The sequence below is a fragment of the Streptomyces sp. NPDC015171 genome (assembly GCF_043079545.1).
In the GTDB taxonomy this organism is placed as follows: Bacteria; Actinomycetota; Actinomycetes; order Streptomycetales; family Streptomycetaceae; genus Streptomyces.
In genome coordinates this window covers 128698-146293 of sequence record NZ_JBIBUO010000007.1, presented here as the reverse complement: position 1 = coordinate 146293, position 17596 = coordinate 128698, and the positions used below count along the sequence as shown (strand labels likewise).

At 68.5% G+C, this 17596-nt stretch carries 19 protein-coding genes and 1 pseudogene; 15 read left to right on the top strand and 5 right to left on the bottom strand.

What is annotated here, in order from left to right:
- Positions 1 to 33: 33 nt before the first annotated feature.
- Both ACF073_RS20770 and ACF073_RS20765 read right to left on the bottom strand, forming a co-directional pair.
- On the bottom strand, positions 34 to 303 hold the full coding sequence (locus tag ACF073_RS20770; protein ID WP_392071995.1) for a hypothetical protein: 270 nt from the start codon (positions 301 to 303) through the stop codon (positions 34 to 36).
- Positions 300 to 554 carry a hypothetical protein gene (locus tag ACF073_RS20765; RefSeq protein WP_392071993.1) on the bottom strand — a complete coding sequence of 85 codons (255 nt, stop codon included), beginning with the start codon at positions 552 to 554 and terminating at the stop codon, positions 300 to 302. The genes ACF073_RS20770 and ACF073_RS20765 overlap by 4 nt, the downstream gene beginning before the upstream one ends.
- Positions 555 to 660: 106 nt before the next feature.
- On the opposite strand from ACF073_RS20765, the gene ACF073_RS20760 reads away from it, so the two are divergent.
- From ACF073_RS20760 to ACF073_RS20750, 3 genes are all read left to right on the top strand, one after another.
- Complete coding sequence (locus ACF073_RS20760; protein ID WP_392071991.1) at positions 661 to 1488, top strand: helix-turn-helix domain-containing protein; 828 nt, start codon at positions 661 to 663, stop codon at positions 1486 to 1488.
- Entirely contained in the window at positions 1485 to 1694 is a 210-nt protein-coding gene (locus ACF073_RS20755; protein WP_392071990.1) for a DUF397 domain-containing protein, read from the top strand. The genes ACF073_RS20760 and ACF073_RS20755 overlap by 4 nt, the downstream gene beginning before the upstream one ends.
- 136 nt (positions 1695 to 1830) lie before the next feature.
- On the top strand, positions 1831 to 2289 hold the full coding sequence (locus tag ACF073_RS20750; protein WP_392071988.1) for an SH3 domain-containing protein: 459 nt from the start codon (positions 1831 to 1833) through the stop codon (positions 2287 to 2289).
- A 1244-nt stretch (positions 2290 to 3533) separates the two neighbouring features.
- Here the strand turns inward: ACF073_RS20750 and ACF073_RS20745 are convergent.
- Complete coding sequence (locus ACF073_RS20745; RefSeq protein ID WP_392071986.1) at positions 3534 to 4337, bottom strand: GntR family transcriptional regulator; 804 nt, start codon at positions 4335 to 4337, stop codon at positions 3534 to 3536.
- A 234-nt stretch (positions 4338 to 4571) separates the two neighbouring features.
- On the opposite strand from ACF073_RS20745, the gene ACF073_RS20740 reads away from it, so the two are divergent.
- From ACF073_RS20740 to ACF073_RS20715, 6 genes are all read left to right on the top strand, one after another.
- Positions 4572 to 4955: a hypothetical protein gene (locus ACF073_RS20740; RefSeq protein WP_392071984.1), complete on the top strand. Its 384-nt coding sequence runs from the start codon at positions 4572 to 4574 to the stop codon at positions 4953 to 4955.
- Positions 4955 to 5410, top strand: a complete 456-nt coding sequence (locus ACF073_RS20735) for a hypothetical protein (RefSeq protein WP_392071982.1) — start codon at positions 4955 to 4957, stop codon at positions 5408 to 5410. Before ACF073_RS20740 ends, ACF073_RS20735 begins: the two co-directional genes overlap by 1 nt.
- Entirely contained in the window at positions 5410 to 6747 is a 1338-nt protein-coding gene (locus ACF073_RS20730) for an FtsK/SpoIIIE domain-containing protein (protein ID WP_392071980.1), read from the top strand. The genes ACF073_RS20735 and ACF073_RS20730 overlap by 1 nt, the downstream gene beginning before the upstream one ends.
- On the top strand, positions 6744 to 6935 hold the full coding sequence (locus ACF073_RS20725) for a hypothetical protein (protein ID WP_392071978.1): 192 nt from the start codon (positions 6744 to 6746) through the stop codon (positions 6933 to 6935). The genes ACF073_RS20730 and ACF073_RS20725 overlap by 4 nt, the downstream gene beginning before the upstream one ends.
- Before the next feature lie 28 nt (positions 6936 to 6963).
- The gene (locus tag ACF073_RS20720) at positions 6964 to 7314 is read left to right on the top strand and encodes an SH3 domain-containing protein (RefSeq protein WP_392071976.1); all 351 of its coding nucleotides are present in this window, start codon (positions 6964 to 6966) and stop codon (positions 7312 to 7314) included.
- 152 nt (positions 7315 to 7466) lie between these two features.
- Positions 7467 to 8906 (top strand): replication initiator, encoded by a 1440-nt coding sequence (locus ACF073_RS20715; protein ID WP_392071974.1) that lies wholly within the window; start codon positions 7467 to 7469, stop codon positions 8904 to 8906.
- A gap of 500 nt (positions 8907 to 9406) precedes the next feature.
- On the opposite strand, the gene ACF073_RS20710 is transcribed toward ACF073_RS20715, so the two are convergent.
- Positions 9407 to 10930 (bottom strand): recombinase family protein, encoded by a 1524-nt coding sequence (locus ACF073_RS20710; RefSeq protein WP_392071972.1) that lies wholly within the window; start codon positions 10928 to 10930, stop codon positions 9407 to 9409.
- 37 nt (positions 10931 to 10967) lie between these two features.
- Here ACF073_RS20710 and ACF073_RS20705 point away from each other — a divergent pair.
- The 6 genes and pseudogenes from ACF073_RS20705 to ACF073_RS20680 all read left to right on the top strand — a co-directional run.
- A pseudogene (locus ACF073_RS20705) lies at positions 10968 to 11774 on the top strand (ATPase, T2SS/T4P/T4SS family); the annotation flags it as partial.
- Positions 11775 to 11797: 23 nt separating this feature from the next.
- Positions 11798 to 12643 carry a type II secretion system F family protein gene (locus tag ACF073_RS20700; RefSeq protein WP_392072462.1) on the top strand — a complete coding sequence of 282 codons (846 nt, stop codon included), beginning with the start codon at positions 11798 to 11800 and terminating at the stop codon, positions 12641 to 12643.
- A 133-nt stretch (positions 12644 to 12776) separates the two neighbouring features.
- Entirely contained in the window at positions 12777 to 13556 is a 780-nt protein-coding gene (locus tag ACF073_RS20695) for a type II secretion system F family protein (protein WP_392071970.1), read from the top strand.
- A 78-nt stretch (positions 13557 to 13634) separates the two neighbouring features.
- Positions 13635 to 13835 carry a DUF4244 domain-containing protein gene (locus ACF073_RS20690; protein ID WP_392071968.1) on the top strand — a complete coding sequence of 67 codons (201 nt, stop codon included), beginning with the start codon at positions 13635 to 13637 and terminating at the stop codon, positions 13833 to 13835.
- A 22-nt stretch (positions 13836 to 13857) separates the two neighbouring features.
- Positions 13858 to 14220: a TadE family type IV pilus minor pilin gene (locus ACF073_RS20685; protein WP_392071966.1), complete on the top strand. Its 363-nt coding sequence runs from the start codon at positions 13858 to 13860 to the stop codon at positions 14218 to 14220.
- Between the two features lie 130 nt (positions 14221 to 14350).
- Positions 14351 to 14878 (top strand): Rv3654c family TadE-like protein, encoded by a 528-nt coding sequence (locus ACF073_RS20680; RefSeq protein ID WP_392071964.1) that lies wholly within the window; start codon positions 14351 to 14353, stop codon positions 14876 to 14878.
- Positions 14879 to 14967: 89 nt separating this feature from the next.
- On the opposite strand, the gene ACF073_RS20675 is transcribed toward ACF073_RS20680, so the two are convergent.
- The gene (locus ACF073_RS20675; RefSeq protein ID WP_392071962.1) at positions 14968 to 17532 is read right to left on the bottom strand and encodes a DEAD/DEAH box helicase; all 2565 of its coding nucleotides are present in this window, start codon (positions 17530 to 17532) and stop codon (positions 14968 to 14970) included.
- Between the last annotated feature and the right edge of the window lie 64 nt (positions 17533 to 17596).

Here is a 17596-nt window from a genome sequence, read left to right as displayed (position 1 = left end):
CGCACCAGTAACCCGCGGGCTCCGGTCGGCTGGTCATGTCGGCCCCTGGCGCCACATGACCCACGGGCGCTCGATCACCTCGGCGCAACTCGTGTGCTCGGGATGCGTGCGCATGTGGCCGAACGTCCACCCCTGCGGATCGGTGGGGTCCTTACTCGGCGGCGATTCCTTGGCACACTCGGTGTCGTCGTCGTTGAGTGTGAGGCACCGAGACGCATACATCGTCAGTGGAGCGTCTTCGTCACGGTCTGGCCGAAGCGTCCAGTTGAAAAAGGCGAACTTGCGGCGGGCCTGGGTACTCACAGCAGCTCACCCCGGCTACGCGCATTCGCGCGGGCAGTCTCGGCATGCAAGCGCTGCGCGGGGTTCGCCGGCCGCACCTCATCAGGGGCAACCGACCATTCCTTGCCGCCCCCGACCGGACGCAGATGCCAGTACCCGTACGCCACGCCCCGGAACTCGCCGACCCGATCATGCGCGTCCACCACGAGCGTGCCAGGGCTGGGAACGTATGGGGTGCCCTGCCACTGGGCGGGGTCGTTCTTGCCGGACACGACCGCTCCTCTCCGTAGTGCTTCCACTACCAGGGCGATTCAGCGTGGCCTACAGTCGAGGTGTCTTCAACTTGCAGTGTTTGCACGGAGAGTTGGACGGTGGCCGTTGAACCGGAAAGAACTGGACCCCGGAAAGTCACCCGGAGCGGCGTTCGGGCAGCGTCTGCGCACGTTGCGGGATGAGCGGGGTTGGACTCAAGACGAGCTGGGCGAACAGATGGGCTACTCAGGGACGCACATTTCTGCCGTGGAAACTGGGCGTCGGCCCCCAACTCCCCGCTTCTCGCGGAGTGCTGACAAGGCCCTTGGCACAGGCGATCGGTTGGAGCGCCAAGAGAGGGCCGTACGGCACACAGCGCTGCTGGAGGGGTTCCCGGACTTCGTGGCACAGGAGGTACGTGCCACTGAGATTCGACTCTTTGAGTTGGGAATCGTTCCTGGGTTGCTCCAGACACCGGAGTACGCCGCAGCAATCACCACGGGCGCTGTGCGGCGCGGGGCCATCACGGAGCACCAAGCAACAGAACGGCTCTCCACACTCGCGGACCGTCAGGCGTCCCTAGAACGCACGCCGGCGCCCATGCTCTATGCGGTTCTGGACGAGAGTTGCATAAGGCGTACCGTGGGCGGCCCCCAAGTCATGGCGGCCCAACTGGACCGACTCGCAGCATTCGCTGAGCTGCCTTCCACGGTCCTCCAAGTGGCGTCGTACGATCTCGGCGAGCGTCGGGCGTTTGACCTGCCGGTGACCCTGTTGACCTTGCCGGACCGGTCCCACGTCGCTTATGCCGAGTCGGCGTTACAGGGCCGTCTAGAGCGAGATACGAGGTTCGTACAGCCCATGCTCACGGCCTACCATCAACTACAGGCCGAAGCGCTGTCGCAAGCGGCGTCGGTGGCCATGATCGAACAGCTTCGAAAGGGCACCCCGTGACGACCGAAGACCCGCAGTGGTTCACGTCCTCGTACAGCAGCAACGGCGGCCAGTGCATCCAGGTCGCCACAAACCTTGCCGCCACGTGCGGTGTGATTCCCGTCCGTGACTCCAAGAATCCGAATGGTGCAGTCCTGACATTCCAGGCTGAATCGTTCTCGTCCTTCGTAGCGGGTGTCAAGGTGGGAGAGATCGACACGGCTTGACCGCTCGCGCCTCGCGGTGCTGCTTGAAGACGGAGCCCTGCCATGCTCCGATGCCCGGAGGCATGGCGGGTCATTCGTGTGCTGTCCCGATCAACTCATTCGGATAAGTGGTTGACCGTTCCCGAACGGACGTTAGATGCTGGCCACTCATCCGGATGAGTGGCTGCCGGCTCAGTTGGTGGCTGCTCGTCCTCTTCGAGTTGAGAGGATTTCGATCATGGGGCATAAGGCTCTGCGGACGCTGGTGGTGTCGGGTGCACTGGTGGCCAGTGTCGGCCTGGTGGGCGTCTCGGCGGCGTCGGCCATGCCGGTGGATCCGGGCTACTCGTCGGGCGGCTCCGGGGCAGGTGCGTCGTATCCGGCGGATCGGTCGGTGTTCAAGTCGGCAACGGTGGACGGGTTGAGGGTGCGCACGGGGCCGGGAACGGATCGGGCGATACTCGGCCTGATCTACGAGGGTCAGCCGGTGCAGGTGATCACCTCTGCCCACGACGGCACGGGCCAGGTGTGGGATGAGGTGATGTTGCAGACCACCTCGGCGGGCGGCCTGCCTGCCGGCTACATCGGGTGGGTTACTGAGGAGTACCTCTACTGACCAACGGTTCAGGAAGGTGATCTAGCGGGCGGCCTCTCCCCTGTCTCGGCAGGGAGGGGCCGCTTCGGCGCTATTGCGGCGCGTCTCGTGTGAACTCCGTGTCAAAGGTATGGAGTTGGTGTGTTTTTTGCTTCGGTTTCATAATCTGACTGTCTGTAGCTGAGCGCTCGCAGGATGCACGGGCATAGGCTGCTGGCCTATGTGACACGTGTTCGATTCGATGCGCGGCGGACCCCTGTAGTGAACGGCGGCGCTGCTGGGGGGCCGGAAAGGGTGTGCGAACGTGAACGCTCAGGGGGAAGATTACGGCGGGGCGGAGGACGCCGTGTTCGTGCCCGGAGTTGACTACCTGTCGGGTTGGCGTGAGGCGTACGAGGCTGCCGAGGAACTGAACGCCAGCTTAGGCAAACTCGGTGTGGACGCGCGGGCAGTGCGGGGCGTACCTCACGCGGGGGCGCACGGTGAGCCCGTGGTGTGGCTGCGTCCCGAGGGTGCCCGGTTGATCGCGCGAGTGCTGCAAAGAGAGGGAAGGGGAGACAGGATGGGGCGGGACGACTGGCGTACGACGGCGGGCTCGCGCGTGTGGGTCGAGACGGACAGGCGTGGGGAGTTCATCCGGTGCGAGGGGTGCCGGCGGCCGATCCTGATCACGGGTGCGGGTCCTGCTCGGTTCGCTGCTGAGCGGCACGCACGGACGTGCCGGAACTAGCGTCTGGGGCTGCCTCGGTGTGGGGAGGCCGGCTGACTGTGGGGCGTCGGTTTCAGCACCTCATGACGGCGGCACTGTGTGAGATCGCGTGCGTGGTGACCTCACGCGCGCACGGATCTTGGCCACGACGAAACCTTGTTCGCGCGTGAGGTTGCCACGCGTGGGCGGGGTCCAGGGGTGCGCTGTAGCGCCCCTGGTACCACCGCCTGCAACCCCGTTCGTCGCGGCGCTGGATGCCATGGTGAGCGGCGTTGGCGTTCTCCATGAACCACCCCGTCCACCGCGCCGAGTTGGCGCCCGTGGTGGGGGAGTGTGGGGCCTGGCGGCCGTGTAGCTCACTATCCCCGGTGGCCGACTGGGCAGACGACAGAGCCCCCCGCGACGATTCCGCGGGGGGCTTCTTTGCTTGGTCGGGTGCGGTGGTGGTGTCGGGCGGCTGTCGCCCGGACGGGACCGGCCGGAGGCCGCACGCCCGGCCGAGGCGGCAGGGCCGCCCGGCGTGCCGCAGGCACGCCCTTGAGCAAGTAAAGAGAAGTTACTCCGATTCGGATCGTCGGCGGGCGGCGCGCTTGGCAGCTGGCTTCGTCGGGGTCACGGGGTAGGTGAGCTGGCACGTGGCGGCAGGGGCCTTCAACTCCTCGCACAGCAACGGGCGGTCCTGGTCGGCGTCGGTGGTCACGCGGTAGGTGATCAGGAGGGGGCTGGCGTCGCTGAGTCCGAGTGCGGTCCGCTCGTCGGGATAGGGGGCGCGGGCGGTGACATGCTCGGTGAACGACAGGCTGAGTCCAGCTTCGGCAAGCTGCCGGTACAGGTCGACGATCTCGGCGTCGGGCTGCTCTGCCAGCGTGGGCACGTCGGCGGCGGTGGCCATGGGGATCAGAACACGGTGGGCCATGCGGGCGCCGGTGGCCGGATCGTGGATCAGCCGGTCCACGTTGATGGCGTCCTGGTCCTGCTGGTCCAACAGCAGTGCCGGGGGGCCATCCAGGGCGGTCCTGCTGACGGCGGGCGGCTCCGCCTCGGTCATCTCCGGTAGGTGCCAACTGCCCTTTACATTGCGCTGGATGGACCGGTCAACACGGGTGGCGGGGAGGACTCCCCCGGAGGGAAGTACCCTGCTGCCCTTGCCCTGCATGGATTCCACCAGCCCCATGCGGCGCAGCTCGGCGACGGCGGCACGGGCCGTGTGCTTGCCGATGCCGTACATCTTCACCATTTCGGACTCGGACGGCAGGAGATCGCCGGCTTGGTAGCGGCCTCGCTTGATGTCCGTGGCCATGCGCTGAGCCACCTGCAAGTACATGGACGGGGCGCGTTCGATGTGCTCTCGGGCTGCCATGGCTTGTGTCCTTCTCGGGTCGACACTAGGTAGTTGAACGAGTAGTCGCTGTCGGTGTTGCGTGATATAGGCCGCTCACTCATGAGGATAAGTGGTTGACCTTCTGTCGCCTACCCCACCCCACTCATGCGGATAAGTGGTTGACCCGGTTCCTGGAGGCGAGTAAAGATGATCGCCCAAACTCATTCGGATGAGTGGCCGGGTGGGTGCTCTGTGGAAACGAGGTGAACCCCTATGGACAGCAAGCCGATTGATGTTGCTCGGCTCGGCGCGATTCGCTGTGTGATCGCTCCGGAACCGCGTCTTACGCCGGAAGGAGAGACGCGCAGGGACCGCGAGGGAAACCCGCTGTGGATCACGGGACTGTCGGTGCGGCAGGCGGAGGGACGGCGTACAGACGTCGTTCACGTGGTTACCAGTGGACAGCCGCAAGGTCTCTTGGAGGGAAGTGAGGTCCGGGTCACGAACCTGTGGGCCAATGACTGGGCGGTGGACGGCCGGACCGGTACGACCTTCCGGGCCGATGCGATCATCCCCGTATCGGGCTCGGCCGGCGGCTCCGCCTCGACGGCTCCGGCGGCTGGTCCGCGCGGTAAGTCGGCGGGCGGTGAGCCGTGATGGAGCGCTACTTCTGGCACCTGAACGCCCGGCAGGCGGACGGTATGGCCTGCGTGGTGTGCAACGCGGACTTCCTGAACGCCAAGATCACCTCTGTTCCGGTGGGGCGGTCGCCTGCGGATGAGTCACAGGTGTTCGCGTGCAAGGACCCGTGCGCGGCTGTGATCGCTGATGAGGCTGCCCGGATGGCCAAGGAGATGCGGGCGGCGGTCGGCGCTGAGGGGACGGACGGCGGGGACCTGGTGGACAGCGATGACCCGGTGTTTTGCGTGGATGGGCATTTCGGCTCGCTGCTGCGGGACCTGCGGACGCTGGCCGGTGCTGAGGCGCTGCTCGCCACCTCTGACGACATCCCCACCCTTCGCTTCCTCCTGGGGCTGACGGCCCGTCACGCCGAGACGGCCATGATGCGCGCCCGGCTCGTGCTCGCCCGGACCAAGGATGGAGACGGCTGATGCCTGCCTCCCTGGTGGTCTGGGTCCTGACGGCGCTGGTCCTGGTCGGCGTGATGACACAGCGCTGGTGGGAACCGCGTCTCGCGGCTCGGGGGATACAGGTGCGGCGGTGGCCGTGGCGCTGGTGGTTGGTCGGCTACCCCGGAACCGCGCTGCGGATCTTCACAACCTGGCGGCGGATGACCCACCTCAACGGGTTGTCGGTGAGTACGTCGCCGGACCGCCGGATCGTCGGCCGTGACCTCGTGGTGCAGGGACAGGCGCTGCGGCCCAAGCCTCCTCGGCTGTCCTGGCCGGCGCCGACGAAAACCGGGCTGACGCTGCGGGTGCTACTGCATCCGGGGCAGACTCCGGCGCCGTACTTCGCGGCGGCCCGTGCCATGGAACACGCCTGGCACGTGCACCGTGTGCGGGTCACCTCCCCACGCCGGGGACAGGTCCTCATCCATGTCACGGCCCTGGACCCGCTGACAGGTGACCTTGCGTCGGTCCGTTCGCCGGCTGCGGAACTGCTGTCGGCGAACGTAGGCCGGATCGAGGACGGCGACCCGTGGGTGATCGACCTGCGGCGCGTGCCGCACTGGCTGATCACGGGGGCCACACAGTCCGGGAAGTCGTCGTTGCTGGCGGCGCTGGTTCTCGCACTGGCGCCTCAGCCGGTCGCCCTGGTCGGGATCGACTGCAAGGGCGGCATGGAGCTAGGCCTGTTCGGCGGGCGGCTCTCCGCGCTGGCCACCGACCGGACACAGGCGGCTCGCCTGTTGTCCGGCGTGGTCGCTGAGATTCAGGCGCGCATGGATCGCTGCCGTGCGTGGGGCAAGCGGTCTGTCTGGGAACTGCCCGAGGAAGAGCGGCCGGTGCCCCTCGTCGTGATCGTGGACGAGTTGGCAGAGCTGTACCTCACCGACGGCTCTCGGGCCTCGAAGGACGAGGCGGAGCAGTGCGGAACGCTGCTGCTGCGGGTCGCCCAGCTCGGCGCGGCGCTCGGCGTCCACCTGGTCGTCGCCGGTCAGCGGGTCGGCTCCGACATTGGCGCCCGCGTCACCGCTCTGCGGGCCCAGCTCGGCGGACGCGTCGCCCACCGCGCGCACGACGAGGCATCAGCAGAGATGACCTTGGGCGACATCAACCCGGACGCCGTGATTACCGCCCTGAGCATCACCGAAGACGAACAGGGCGTCGCCGTAATCGCCATGGGCGGCCGGTGGATGCGCGCCCGATCCCGCCTCGTCACGACCGCCGATGCGGCCGGCATTGCCCGCATTGACGGCCCGGCGGACCCCTTCCTTACAAAGCCCGACCCCTTGACCTTGGAGAAAGGAGGTGCAGCGCAATGACACAGACACAGATATGGGTCATCGACTCATTCCTCTGCCTGTACGTGGTCCTCACCGCGCGGTCACGGGAAATCCGCTGGTATCAGGCAACCCTGATTTCCCTGTTCGGATTCCTGCTGGCAATGACGCCCTTCTCGTACCCCTTCATGGAAATCGTCTCAGCCATAGTCGGCCTCTTTACCGGCTGAACTCCCCGAATCGACAAGGAGAACACGAATGAACATCGCTACGCGCATCGTCGGTGCCGCTGCCTCGACCGCCCTTCTCGTCGTCGGCGCCCTGGTCGCTGCCCCGACTGCTTCGGCCGCACCCCAGAGCGCTTCGGCGGCGGCCCTCCCCAAGGTGTGCGACTGGGAATGGGCCTGGCCGCAGAAAGAGACCACCACGACGGCCGTGAACCTGCGCAGTGGTCCGGGTACGAGTCACCCGTCTCTCGGAACATTACATAAGGGTGTGCACTTCACCGAGTACTGCAACAAAAAATTCAACTGGGGATACGGCAAGGTCACCAGCGGACCGAACAAGGGGCGATGGGGCTGGGTGAAGGAATCATATCTCTGGCCGTGATGAAATCGGCCACTTCGCCCCGGGCCTTATTGGAAACGCAGAGACACTTTTCACAGATCATTCAAGCCGAGCTGAAGCCATAGCCGAGTAGAGACAAAGACGGAGCCAATCCATGAACGCCGCGCCTATTCCTCGTGAAAGGGGGCCTCCGAATGTCTGCGATATCAGATGAGGCGCGGCGCTCAGTGCTCAATGAGGCTGAGCGTCTGCGCCTTCTTTCGTCCACCGAGCGCGACCTTATCCGGCTCGTGCATGAGCCCGGATTCTCACGCTGGCTCGATCAGATCAAGTCTATTGGCGGCTGTGCCCACCCAATCTACCTTGCCGGGCACACCACTACCCGTGATGCCGTCACGGGGGAAATCCTGCGGCACTACGACACCAGCAGCGAACCTGGCGGCCGGATGCCGGTACGGTGCCGCAACCGGCGCGAGACGCGCTGTGAGCCCTGCTCCTACTTGCACGCGGGCGACACCTTCCACCTGGTCCGCTCCGGCCTGCTCGGCGGCAAGGGCGTCAGGGACGGCGTTCGGAATCACCCCCGGCTCTTCGTCACCCTGACGGCCCCCTCATTCGGCGCCGTGCACCGTGCTGACGACGGCGGGGTGTGCCGTCCTCGTAGGGATGGTGGAGTCTGCGAACACGGACGGTCTGTGGGCTGCGGGCAACGGCACATAGATACCGATCCCATCGTGGGCCAACCCTTGTGCCGGGACTGCTACGACTACCCCGGACACGTCCTCTGGCACGCATCGGCCGGCAAGCTCTGGAATCGCTATTGCCACACGCTCAGGCGGCATTTAGCGACAGCGGCAGGAATCACGCAAACCCGCCTGCCGGAACACCTGACGTTCTCGTTTGCCAAAGTCGCCGAATATCAGGATCGGGGCGCGGTTCACTTCCATGCCGTTATTCGGCTCGACGGGCCCGACGGTCCCTCGTCATCCCCGCCGCTGTGGGCGACAACCGATTTGCTGTCGGATGCCGTGCGGTCGGCTGCGGATCAAGTAGAGGTGCGCACCCCGTATTCTCCTGCGACCAGTGAGCGGGTCATCAAGTGGGGAAAGCAGCGCGACGTACACGTGATCCGCAGCGACGCATTCACCGAATCGGCCGTGTCCGATAGCGCCGTTGCGGCATACGTCGCGAAATACGTTTCCAAGAGCGTTGGCGACTCGGGCGGCATCGACTACCGGATACGGGTCTTCGACAGCATCCGCCTTGCCCCCGTGAATGCCCACCTGCGGGCGCTCATGGCCACCTGCTGGCGCCTGGGCGGCCTGCAAGAACTGAAGGGGCTGAACCTGCGGGCTTGGGCTCACACGCTCGGCTACCGCGGTCACGTGCTCACCAAATCGCGCCTGTACTCCACCACTTATGGCGCGCTGCGCGCAGTGCGGGCGGAATACCAGGGCGGCGGCGTGCTTGCCCTAGAAGACCGAGCGGCCGTCAGGGAATCAGCCTGGCGCTATGTCGGCTCCGGACACTCGCCGGCAGAGGCGGAAATTGCGTGTGGCATCGCTGAAGATCTCGCAACACTGAGAGAAATTAGAAGAGACTTGGTTGCTGGGGGGTGGGATTATGTTGCGTAGGGAATATGCGGGATGCTTCCACTCGGACCGCGTAGTCAGTGGTAGAAGAGAGGCGCTGCATGAATGGCGTGTGACGACGGATTCCCGAGACGTGGCGCAGGTAATGGCTTGTAAGTTGGGCGGCGAAGTGCGTGAAATCGAGGATGCCACGCATGACCGATGGGAAGTGTTGACGGAATCCTCTATCGTTGAGGTCTTGGTGAAGGAGGTCACCTGTGAGGGAATCGCCTTTACGTTGCCCGAAGAAGCTGGGGTCGGAGAATTCTCCTTTAGGTCCGAGATATGGAATCCCCATAAGGTGATTAAGGTGTCCGTCGATGGATCGCTTTCCGTGTCTTGCCAATTGAAGCTAGAGTCTGTGGAATTCAAAACGCGAACAGGTTTGACGGTCCTATATATTTTGCCGTCGCTTCAATTGACCACTCCGGGCGCTAGGTAATGATGTTAAAAGTGAGCCCCGGGCAAGTCTGTTTCCTTGCCCGGGGCTCACTTTGGCGGTGCTAGGCGATCTGGGAACGAATGTCGGCCCCTGTAATCTGAATGCGTTCTTCAGCGTTCGTGGGGAAGATCTCCACGCGCACCTCAAACCCGTTCAAGAGTTCTCGCCGGGCTACATTGTCCTTGCGGCTATGCCATTCATCCGCGACTGTCTTTCCCGTGGGAACCAGACGCATGCCTGCGGGCCGGTCAGGAAGCTTCTTCAACTCGGATATTTCTCGCCCCATTCGCGCGTACTCCTGCCGGTACCATTCTGCGTCGTCGTCGGAGTCGTACAAACCTGCTGACCGGTCGTCTCGAAGACGTTTACGGTCCGCTTCTAGTTCTGTGATGCGAGCGGCGTACCCGGTGCCGGGATCGTATTGACGCTTCATGAGTTGTCCGCTGCCGTACCTGGAGAGGAACCAATCGGTGACCTCCTGGTCAAGCCGCTCGCAAGTAATTACAGGTGCGGGCTTGCAGTCCTTGGATGCGGGCACTCCGCGTAGGCGTGCATTGCAGCAGTATGCGCTTTTCTGCATACTTCGTTTAGTCCTCCTGATGTGGGCCTTCTCGCTGCAATTCCCGCAGAATGCAATCCCTGTAAGGAGGTAAGCTCCCTTCGGAGTTCGAGGCTTATCCTGTTTGGGATTGGTCTTCGTGATCAATGCATCGCGAGTTGCTCGATCCCATAGAGGGGGAGCGAGCCGCGTGGGATGCCCGTCAGGTCCGATTACGGGGCGCCTTTTGTGCATCAGGTAACCGAGAGATCCCTCTCCTGTCAGTAACTCCTTTAGCGTGTCCGTACTCCACGGGCTTCCCTTTGTTTCACGACCGTTGGCCTTGTTGCGGTAATCCGCTGGCGACAGTACTCCCTCACGGCTGAGGCGTCCGGCTTCCGTGTGCACGGTTATCGTACCGGTTTCGTCGGCCAATATCCTTTCTGCGACCTTACGGAGGATCTTAGCCGGAATGGGGTCGATTTCTACGTGATCAACCTTGCCGGCCGGAGTCAGTCGTACGAAGCGATATCCGTATCGGTTCTTTTGCTTCGGCTGTCCGGCGGCGCGAGCCCGTACCGTCTCCTCGCGGTTTCTCTTCTGAATGGCCCGCAACTCCATTTGCGCACCAAATGACTCCATGGAAAGACGCATCTCATCGTTGGTGTCATCGAGATTCCACGGGCCATCGTGGCCGTAGGTGATGAGTAGGCGGCCGGACTCGTGAATTGCATACGCGGTGTTGAGTACGTCTCGCTGATTTCGGCCGATCCGGTCGACTGCTGCTCCCACGATGCCCGAGTAAGGGCCAGCCTCGCCACGGAGCCAAGGGCCAAGCCCTGGCCTCGTGAAGGGGTCTGTAGCGCCGGATACTTCCCAGTCATCTGCCCATGCGATGACGTGCCCGCCTACAGCTTCTGTGGCCGTGAGGACCTGCTCTAACTGCTTCTCGGGGCTGTTAGACGCGTCTGACTTCCGGGAAAGCCGGCGCACGCCCACCAAGCATCGCCCGCAGCCGTCGTAATCCGTAGTGATCACTCGGTTCATGATGTCGGAGTCCTCCTTGACCCGCATGTGTGTTTTGGCCTGCTTGCTGGACGGCACCCGGCTGCACGCGGTACTGCCGCCGGTCGCCGTCGGCTGCACCTGCCTGGCCCTGCGGGTGGTCCGGCCCCGGGCGTTCACCGTCGAGGAGCTCGTCACGGCGGGCACGGTGCCGCCCGGCGGCGACCGGATCCTGCGGGCACTGCTGGACGCCCGGCTGTCCTTCCTCGTCAGCGGTGGAACCGGATGCGGCAAGACGACCTTGCTGAGCACCCTGCTCGGGCTCGTCGGGCCGGGGGAACGGATCGTGCTCGCCGAGGACTCGGCGGAGCTGCGGCCCGACCACCCGCACGTCGTCCGGCTGGAGACCCGGCCCGCCAACCAGGAGGGCGCCGGCCAGGTCACCCTGGAGGACCTCGTGCGGCAGGCACTGCGGATGCGGCCGGACCGGCTCGTCGTCGGCGAGGTGCGCGGCCCCGAGGTCGTGCATCTGCTCGCGGCCCTCAACACCGGCCACGAAGGCGGCTGCTGCACGGTCCACGCCAACGCGGCGGCGGATGTGCCGGCCCGGCTGGAGGCGCTCGCCACGGCCGCCGGGCTCGACCGGGCCGCCCTGCACAGCCAGTTGGCGGCGGCGCTCTCGGTCGTGGTGCACCTCGTACGGGACCGGGCCGGGCGGCGCCGGATCGCCGAGGTGCATGTGCTGGAGCGGGACGCCACCGGGCTGGTGCGGACGGTACCGGCACTGCGCTGGGGCGAGCGGGCGTTCGCGCGGGAGCGGGGCTGGGAGCGGTTGCGGCGACTGCTCGGGGCGTCGGGCGAGGCCGGGGACGAGGGAGTGGGGTGACCGACGTGGTCGGTGAGATGTCGATGGGGAGCGCGCTGCTCTGTCTCGGCGCCCTGGTCTGGCTGCTGGGCGGCGGGCACTACGGGACACGGCGGGCACGACTCCTGCTGGCCGGCGGCGGCGCGGTGGCGGCAGGACCGCCCGTCTGGCAGCAGACCCTCGCGGAACTGAGGCGGCTGCGGGGCAGGGTGGGCGCCGAGTGGTGGGCGCTGGCCGCCGGTCTGGTGGTCGCGCTGCTGGGTGCCTCGGTGATTCCGGTCGTCGCGGGGGCGGCCGGGGTGCCGGTGCTGCGCCGGGTTCGGCTGGCCGGACAGGCCAGGCGCACCCGGGAGCGCCGGACCGACGCGGTGATCGCCCTGTGCGGGGCGCTCGCCGGGGAGGTGCGGGCGGGACGCCAGCCGGGGGAGGCGCTGCTGCGGGCCGCGCGGGACTCCGGCGGACTCGGCGACGCACAGGCCGCCGTGGTGGCGGCCGCGCGGTTCGGCACGGACGTGCCCGGCGCACTCGCCGCCGCGGCGCGGCAACCCGGCGCCGAGGGCCTGCTCGGACTCGCCGCCTGCTGGCGGGTGGCCGTGGACCAGGGCGCGGGACTCGCCGCGGGCCTCGACCGGCTGGAGGGCGCCCTGCGCGCCGAGCGGGACCAGCGAGCGGATCTGCGCGCCCAGTTGGCGGGCGCCAGGGCCACGGCGGTGCTGCTCGCCGCGCTCCCCGCCCTCGGCCTGCTCCTCGGCGCGGCCATGGGCGCTGACCCGCTGCGGGTCCTGCTGCACAGCGGAGCCGGCCTCGGCTGCCTGACGGCCGGGGCGGCCTTCGAGGCGGCTGGGATGTGGTGGGCGGCACGGATCGTGCGGAGGGCGGAGGCGGTGTGAGGGAGCCGGGCTCGGGGCTTGCGCCCGGGGTGGGCGGGAGTGGCGGACTGTCCGGGATGCCCGGGGAGGGTGAGTGGTCAGGAGTGTGCGGGAAGGGCGGAGCGGTCCGGGATGTGTGGAAAGGGTGGCCGGTATGAGCGGGGAAGTTGTCCACAGGCTGGGGATGGCCGGGATCGCGGCGCTGGTCCTCGGCTGGGGTGTGCGGCGGTTGGACTTGGTACGTCGGCGGCGTCGCGCGCGGCGTCGGGTGGCCGAGCTGCTGGGCCTCGAAGTCCCGCCGAGCAGAACGCCGTTCGTGATCCCCGACGCTGTGCGGCGGTGGCTGCCGCCCGCCGGGGCGGCACTCGGTGTGTGGGTGCTGATCGGCGGGGTGGCCGGGGCCCTGCTGGGGCCGGCCGTCGGCCTCGTGCTGTGGCGGTGGCGGGACCGGCAGACGGCGGACGTCGGGGAGGTGGTGATCGACACCGCCGGGGCAGCACGCCAACTCCCGCTCGCGGCCGATCTGCTGGCCGCCTGCATCGCGGCCGGTGCCGGTCCGGTGACCGCCGCCCGCGCGGTGGGGGAGGCCCTCGGTGGTCCGGTCGGACGGGCGCTGGCGCGGGGCGCGGCGGAGGTCCGGCTCGGCGGCGCACCGGCGGACGCCTGGCGGAATCTGGCCCTGCTGCCCGGCGCCGCGGTATTGGCGCGGTTGCTGGAGCGGGCCGACGAGTCCGGGCTTCCCGCGGTCGGCCCGGTCACCCGCCTTGCCTCGGACGCGCGCGCGGAGTGGTCGCGCGCGGCGACGACCCGGGCCCGCCGGGCGGCCGTACTGATCTCCGCGCCGGTCGGCCTGTGCTTCCTGCCCGCGTTCGTCGCGGTCGGAGTGCTGCCCGTCGTGATCGGACTGGCGGGCGGCGTGCTGGGAGGGGGGTGAGGCGCACGAGTGGGCGGACGCGCGGACGTCAGGTGAGCACGGGGAACGACAACAGGCCAGAACCTTACGGGGGTTGAGATGTTCAAAAAGATCAGGAAAGCGGCGGAGCGGCTGCGCGGGACGGGGCGTCAGGACGCCGGAATGGTGACGTCCGAGTACGCCATGGGGATCATCGCGGCCGTCGCGTTCGCGGTGTTGCTCTACGAGGTCGTCACCAGCGGCCAGGTCCGGACGGAGCTGCAGGCCATCGTGCAGAGGGCTCTCAGTGCGCGGATGTGAGCGGGACGGGGACCGGGGGTTCGTGACCGCGGAGGCGGCCATGGCGCTGTCCGTGCTGGTGGCGTTCACGATGGCACTGGTCTGGGGGCTGCTCGTGGTGGCGGCGCAGATCGAGTGCGTGGACGCGGCCCGCGCGGGCGCCCGGGCCGCCGCCCGGCAGGACCCGGCCGACTCGGTGCGGTCGGTGGCCCGGGAAGCGGCGCCACGGGGCGCGCGGGTGACCGTCGCGCGTGAGGGCGACCGGGTCCGGGTGACGGTGGTGGCCAGGCCGCCGGTGCTGAGCGGCTTGCCGTTCGAGGTACGGGAGGAGGCCGTGGCGCTCGCCGAGGACACCGTGGGGACGACGGTGGGAGTGGGGGAGGAGGGCCGTGGAGCGGGGGAGTGAGGCGGAGCGCGGGAATGGGGTCGAGCGGGGGAGTGCGGTGGAGCGCGGGAGTGGGGTGGAGCGCGGGAGTGGGGTGGAGCGCGGGAGTGGTGGTGCGGGTGGGGCTGGCGGGGGCTGGCGGCGGAAGGGCATGGACGGCTGTCCGGACGCGCCGGGTCGGGGGCCGCGCCCGGGGCGGCGGGATTCCGACCGGAACTCCGCCACCGTCTGGAGCCTGTGGGCGATCGCCGTGCTGCTCGTGGTGTTCGGCGCCGTGCTCGCTCTGGGGCAGGCCGTCGTCATACGGCACCGGGCGGCCGGCGGCGCGGACCTGGCGGCGCTCGCGGCGGCGGACCACTGGGCCGAGGGCGGCGCGGCGGCCTGCGCCCGGGCCGAGGAACTGGCGGCGGCCCAGGGCGCACGGCTGGTGCGGTGCGCGATCGTGGGCGACACCTCGGAGGTGACGGCGGCCGTGGGACGGGGGCCGTTCGCGGCGGAGGTCGGGGCGAGAGCGGGTCCGGCGGGTCCGGCGGGCCCGGTACCGGCCGCCGCGGCCCCCGGAGTGCCTTACGCGGCGCCGTCGGCCCGGCCAGGGCCGGTCGCGGTCCCGGACGGCTCTGTGGACGCCGGAGGGCGCATTCAGGCCGATGACCCCGGGCCGATGACCCCGGGCCGATGACCTCAGGCCGGTGACCCCGGACCGGGCCGGGTCCTCTGCCGGGTTCCGTGCCGCCTTCCCGGGCCTTCTCCGGGTCCTGTGCCGGCGTCTCAGGACCCGTTGGCCGTGCCCTGTGCCCGCTGCCGTTCCCGGCCCTCTCCCGGGCCCTCTCCCGGGCCTCCCGGCCGCTGTTCCCGGCCGTTCTCCGGCCCCTCCTGCGCTTGCTCCTCCGGTGCCCCTCGCAGGAGCACCGTGAGCAGCCGTACCGCCCCTCTCTTGTGCAGCGGGTCGTTGCCGTTGCCGCACTTGGGGGACTGGATGCAGGAAGGGCAGCCGGCCTCGCACTCGCAGGAGGCGATGGCCTCGCGGGTGGCGGCGAGCCAGGCGCGGGCGGTGTGGAAGGCGCGCTCGGCGAAGCCCGCGCCGCCGGGGTGGCCGTCGTAGACGAAGACCGTCGGGAGCAGCGTGTCGGGGTGCAGCGGGACCGAGACGCCGCCGATGTCCCAGCGGTCGCAGGTCGCGAAGAGGGGCAGCATGCCGATGGAGGCGTGTTCGGCGGCGTGCAGGGAGCCGCCGAGGATCTCCGGGATGATCCGGGCCTCGTCCAGCTGGTCCTCGGTCACCGTCCACCACACCGCTCGGGTGCGCAGCGTACGAGGAGGGAGGTCGAGCTTCGTCTCGCCGAGCACTTCGCCGGTGATGAGGCGTCGGCGCAGGAAGGAGACCACCTGGTTGGTGACCTCGACGGATCCGTAGCACAGGCGGCCCGAGCCCCACGGGATCTCGGTGTCCGTCTCCAGGATGGAGATCGACGTGGTGTCCCGGGCGACCGTGGAGTACGGCGGGTCGGCCTGCTCGACCAGGGCGACCGAGTCCTCCAGGTCCAGGGAGCGGACCAGATAGGTGCGGCCCTGGTGCAGGTGGACGGCGCCTTCGTGGACCGCGGAGTGCGCGGCGCCCGCGTCGACCGTGCCGAGCAGGCGGCCCGTGCCGCTCTCCACGACCTGCACCGGACGGCCGCCGGAGCCGCGGATGTCGGTGAGGTCGGCGGCCCGCTCCCGGCGGGTCCAGTGCCAGGCCTTGGTGCGGCGGCGGAGCAGCTTCGCGGTCTCCAGCTGCGGCAGTACGTCCGCGCAGGCGGGACCGAAGAGATCCAGGTCCTCCTCGGTCAGCGGCAGCTCGGCGGCGGCGGCGCACAGGTGCGGGGCGAGGACGTAGGGGTTGTCCGGGTCGAGGACCGTCGATTCCACCGGCTGGTCGAACAGGGCCTCGGGGTGGTGGACGAGGAAGGTGTCCAGCGGGTCGTCACGGGCGACGAGGACCGCGAGGGCGCCCTGGCCGGAGCGGCCCGCGCGGCCCGCCTGCTGCCACAGGGACGCGCGTGTGCCCGGGTAGCCGGCGATCACCACGGCGTCCAGGCCCGAGACGTCCACGCCCAGCTCAAGGGCCGTCGTGGCGGCGAGGCCGAGGAGTTCGCCGGAGTGCAGGGCGCGTTCCAGGGCGCGGCGCTCCTCGGGGAGGTAGCCGCCGCGGTAGGCCGCGACACGCCGGACCAGGGAGCGGTCCACCTCGGCGAGTCGCTCCTGGGCGATGACTGAGATCAGCTCGGCGCCGCGCCGGGAGCGCACGAAGGCGACCGAGCGTACGCCCTGCACGGTGAGGTCGGTCAGCAGGTCGGCGGTCTCCGCGGTGGCCGTGCGCCGTACGGGGGCGCCCTTCTCGCCCTGCAGCTCGGTGAGCGGGGGCTCCCAGAGGGCGAAGACCAGCTCCCCGCGCGGGGAGGCGTCGTCGGCGACCTCCACGACCGGCAGGCCGGTCAGCCGGCCGGCGGCGACAGCGGGCTCGGCGGCGGTCGCCGAGGCCAGCAGGAAGACGGGCGAGGCGCCGTAGCGGGCACACAGCCGGCGCAGTCGGCGCAGCACCTGGGCGACGTGCGAGCCGAAGACGCCCCGGTAGGTGTGGCACTCGTCGATGACGACGTACTTCAGCGACTTCAGGAAGGAGGACCAGCGCGGGTGGGAGGGCAATATCCCGCGGTGCAGCATGTCCGGGTTGGTGAGGACGTAGTTGGCGTACTGGCGGATCCACTCGCGTTCCTCGACCGGAGTGTCGCCGTCGTACACCGCCGGGCGCACGGCGGTGCCCAGCGGTTGTGAAAGTTCCTTCACCGAACGGCACTGGTCCGCCGCGAGCGCCTTCGTGGGGGCCAGGTAGAGGGCGGTGGCGCCGCGGCCGTTCGGAGCCTCGGAACCGTCCAGAAGGGTGGACAGGACGGGCATCAGATACGCGAGGGACTTCCCGGAGGCGGTGCCGGTGGCGACGACCACCGAGTCGCCGTCCAGGGCGTGCTCGGCGGCCAGCGCCTGGTGCGCCCACGGGTCCTGGATGCCGCATGCCTGAACGGCCGCGATCACTTCGGACCGAATTCGATCAGGCCAGACGGCATGGCGACCCGCGCGCGGGGGCAAGTGCTCCGTATGAGTGATGCGCGCAGCCCGACTCGGCCCGGAGGCGAGCCGGTCCAGGATCGCCCCCGGAGACGGGCGGGACACCGGGTGCGCCTGGGGTCGGTCGGGTCGGTGATTCTTGGCCATCGGCACCGAGTGTGTCACTGGAGTGACGGACAATGGAGCCAAGGCGTCGTGCACGCCTGCCGGTAAGTGATTGAATGCCATCGCGGCTGGCGTAGCGTCCCGGGGGCCGCAAGCCAAGGTCCCCAAGGGGCGACCGCTCGATAGC

Bases quoted from the DNA above. Each gene is read 5' to 3' on its own strand.
- ACF073_RS20710 (WP_392071972.1), bottom strand. From the start codon at position 10,930: ATGAACCGAGTGATCACTACGGATTACGACGGCTGCGGGCGATGCTTG.
- ACF073_RS20675 (WP_392071962.1), bottom strand. From the start codon at position 17,532: ATGGCATTCAATCACTTACCGGCAGGCGTGCACGACGCCTTGGCTCCA.
- ACF073_RS20715 (WP_392071974.1), top strand. From the start codon at position 7,467: ATGTCTGCGATATCAGATGAGGCGCGGCGCTCAGTGCTCAATGAGGCT.
- ACF073_RS20690 (WP_392071968.1), top strand. From the start codon at position 13,635: ATGTTCAAAAAGATCAGGAAAGCGGCGGAGCGGCTGCGCGGGACGGGG.
- ACF073_RS20700 (WP_392072462.1), top strand. From the start codon at position 11,798: ATGGGGAGCGCGCTGCTCTGTCTCGGCGCCCTGGTCTGGCTGCTGGGC.
- ACF073_RS20680 (WP_392071964.1), top strand. From the start codon at position 14,351: ATGGACGGCTGTCCGGACGCGCCGGGTCGGGGGCCGCGCCCGGGGCGG.
- ACF073_RS20735 (WP_392071982.1), top strand. From the start codon at position 4,955: ATGGAGCGCTACTTCTGGCACCTGAACGCCCGGCAGGCGGACGGTATG.
- ACF073_RS20740 (WP_392071984.1), top strand. From the start codon at position 4,572: ATGGACAGCAAGCCGATTGATGTTGCTCGGCTCGGCGCGATTCGCTGT.
- ACF073_RS20695 (WP_392071970.1), top strand. From the start codon at position 12,777: ATGAGCGGGGAAGTTGTCCACAGGCTGGGGATGGCCGGGATCGCGGCG.
- ACF073_RS20725 (WP_392071978.1), top strand. From the start codon at position 6,744: ATGACACAGACACAGATATGGGTCATCGACTCATTCCTCTGCCTGTAC.
- ACF073_RS20730 (WP_392071980.1), top strand. From the start codon at position 5,410: ATGCCTGCCTCCCTGGTGGTCTGGGTCCTGACGGCGCTGGTCCTGGTC.
- ACF073_RS20745 (WP_392071986.1), bottom strand. From the start codon at position 4,337: ATGGCAGCCCGAGAGCACATCGAACGCGCCCCGTCCATGTACTTGCAG.
- ACF073_RS20720 (WP_392071976.1), top strand. From the start codon at position 6,964: ATGAACATCGCTACGCGCATCGTCGGTGCCGCTGCCTCGACCGCCCTT.
- ACF073_RS20750 (WP_392071988.1), top strand. From the start codon at position 1,831: ATGCTGGCCACTCATCCGGATGAGTGGCTGCCGGCTCAGTTGGTGGCT.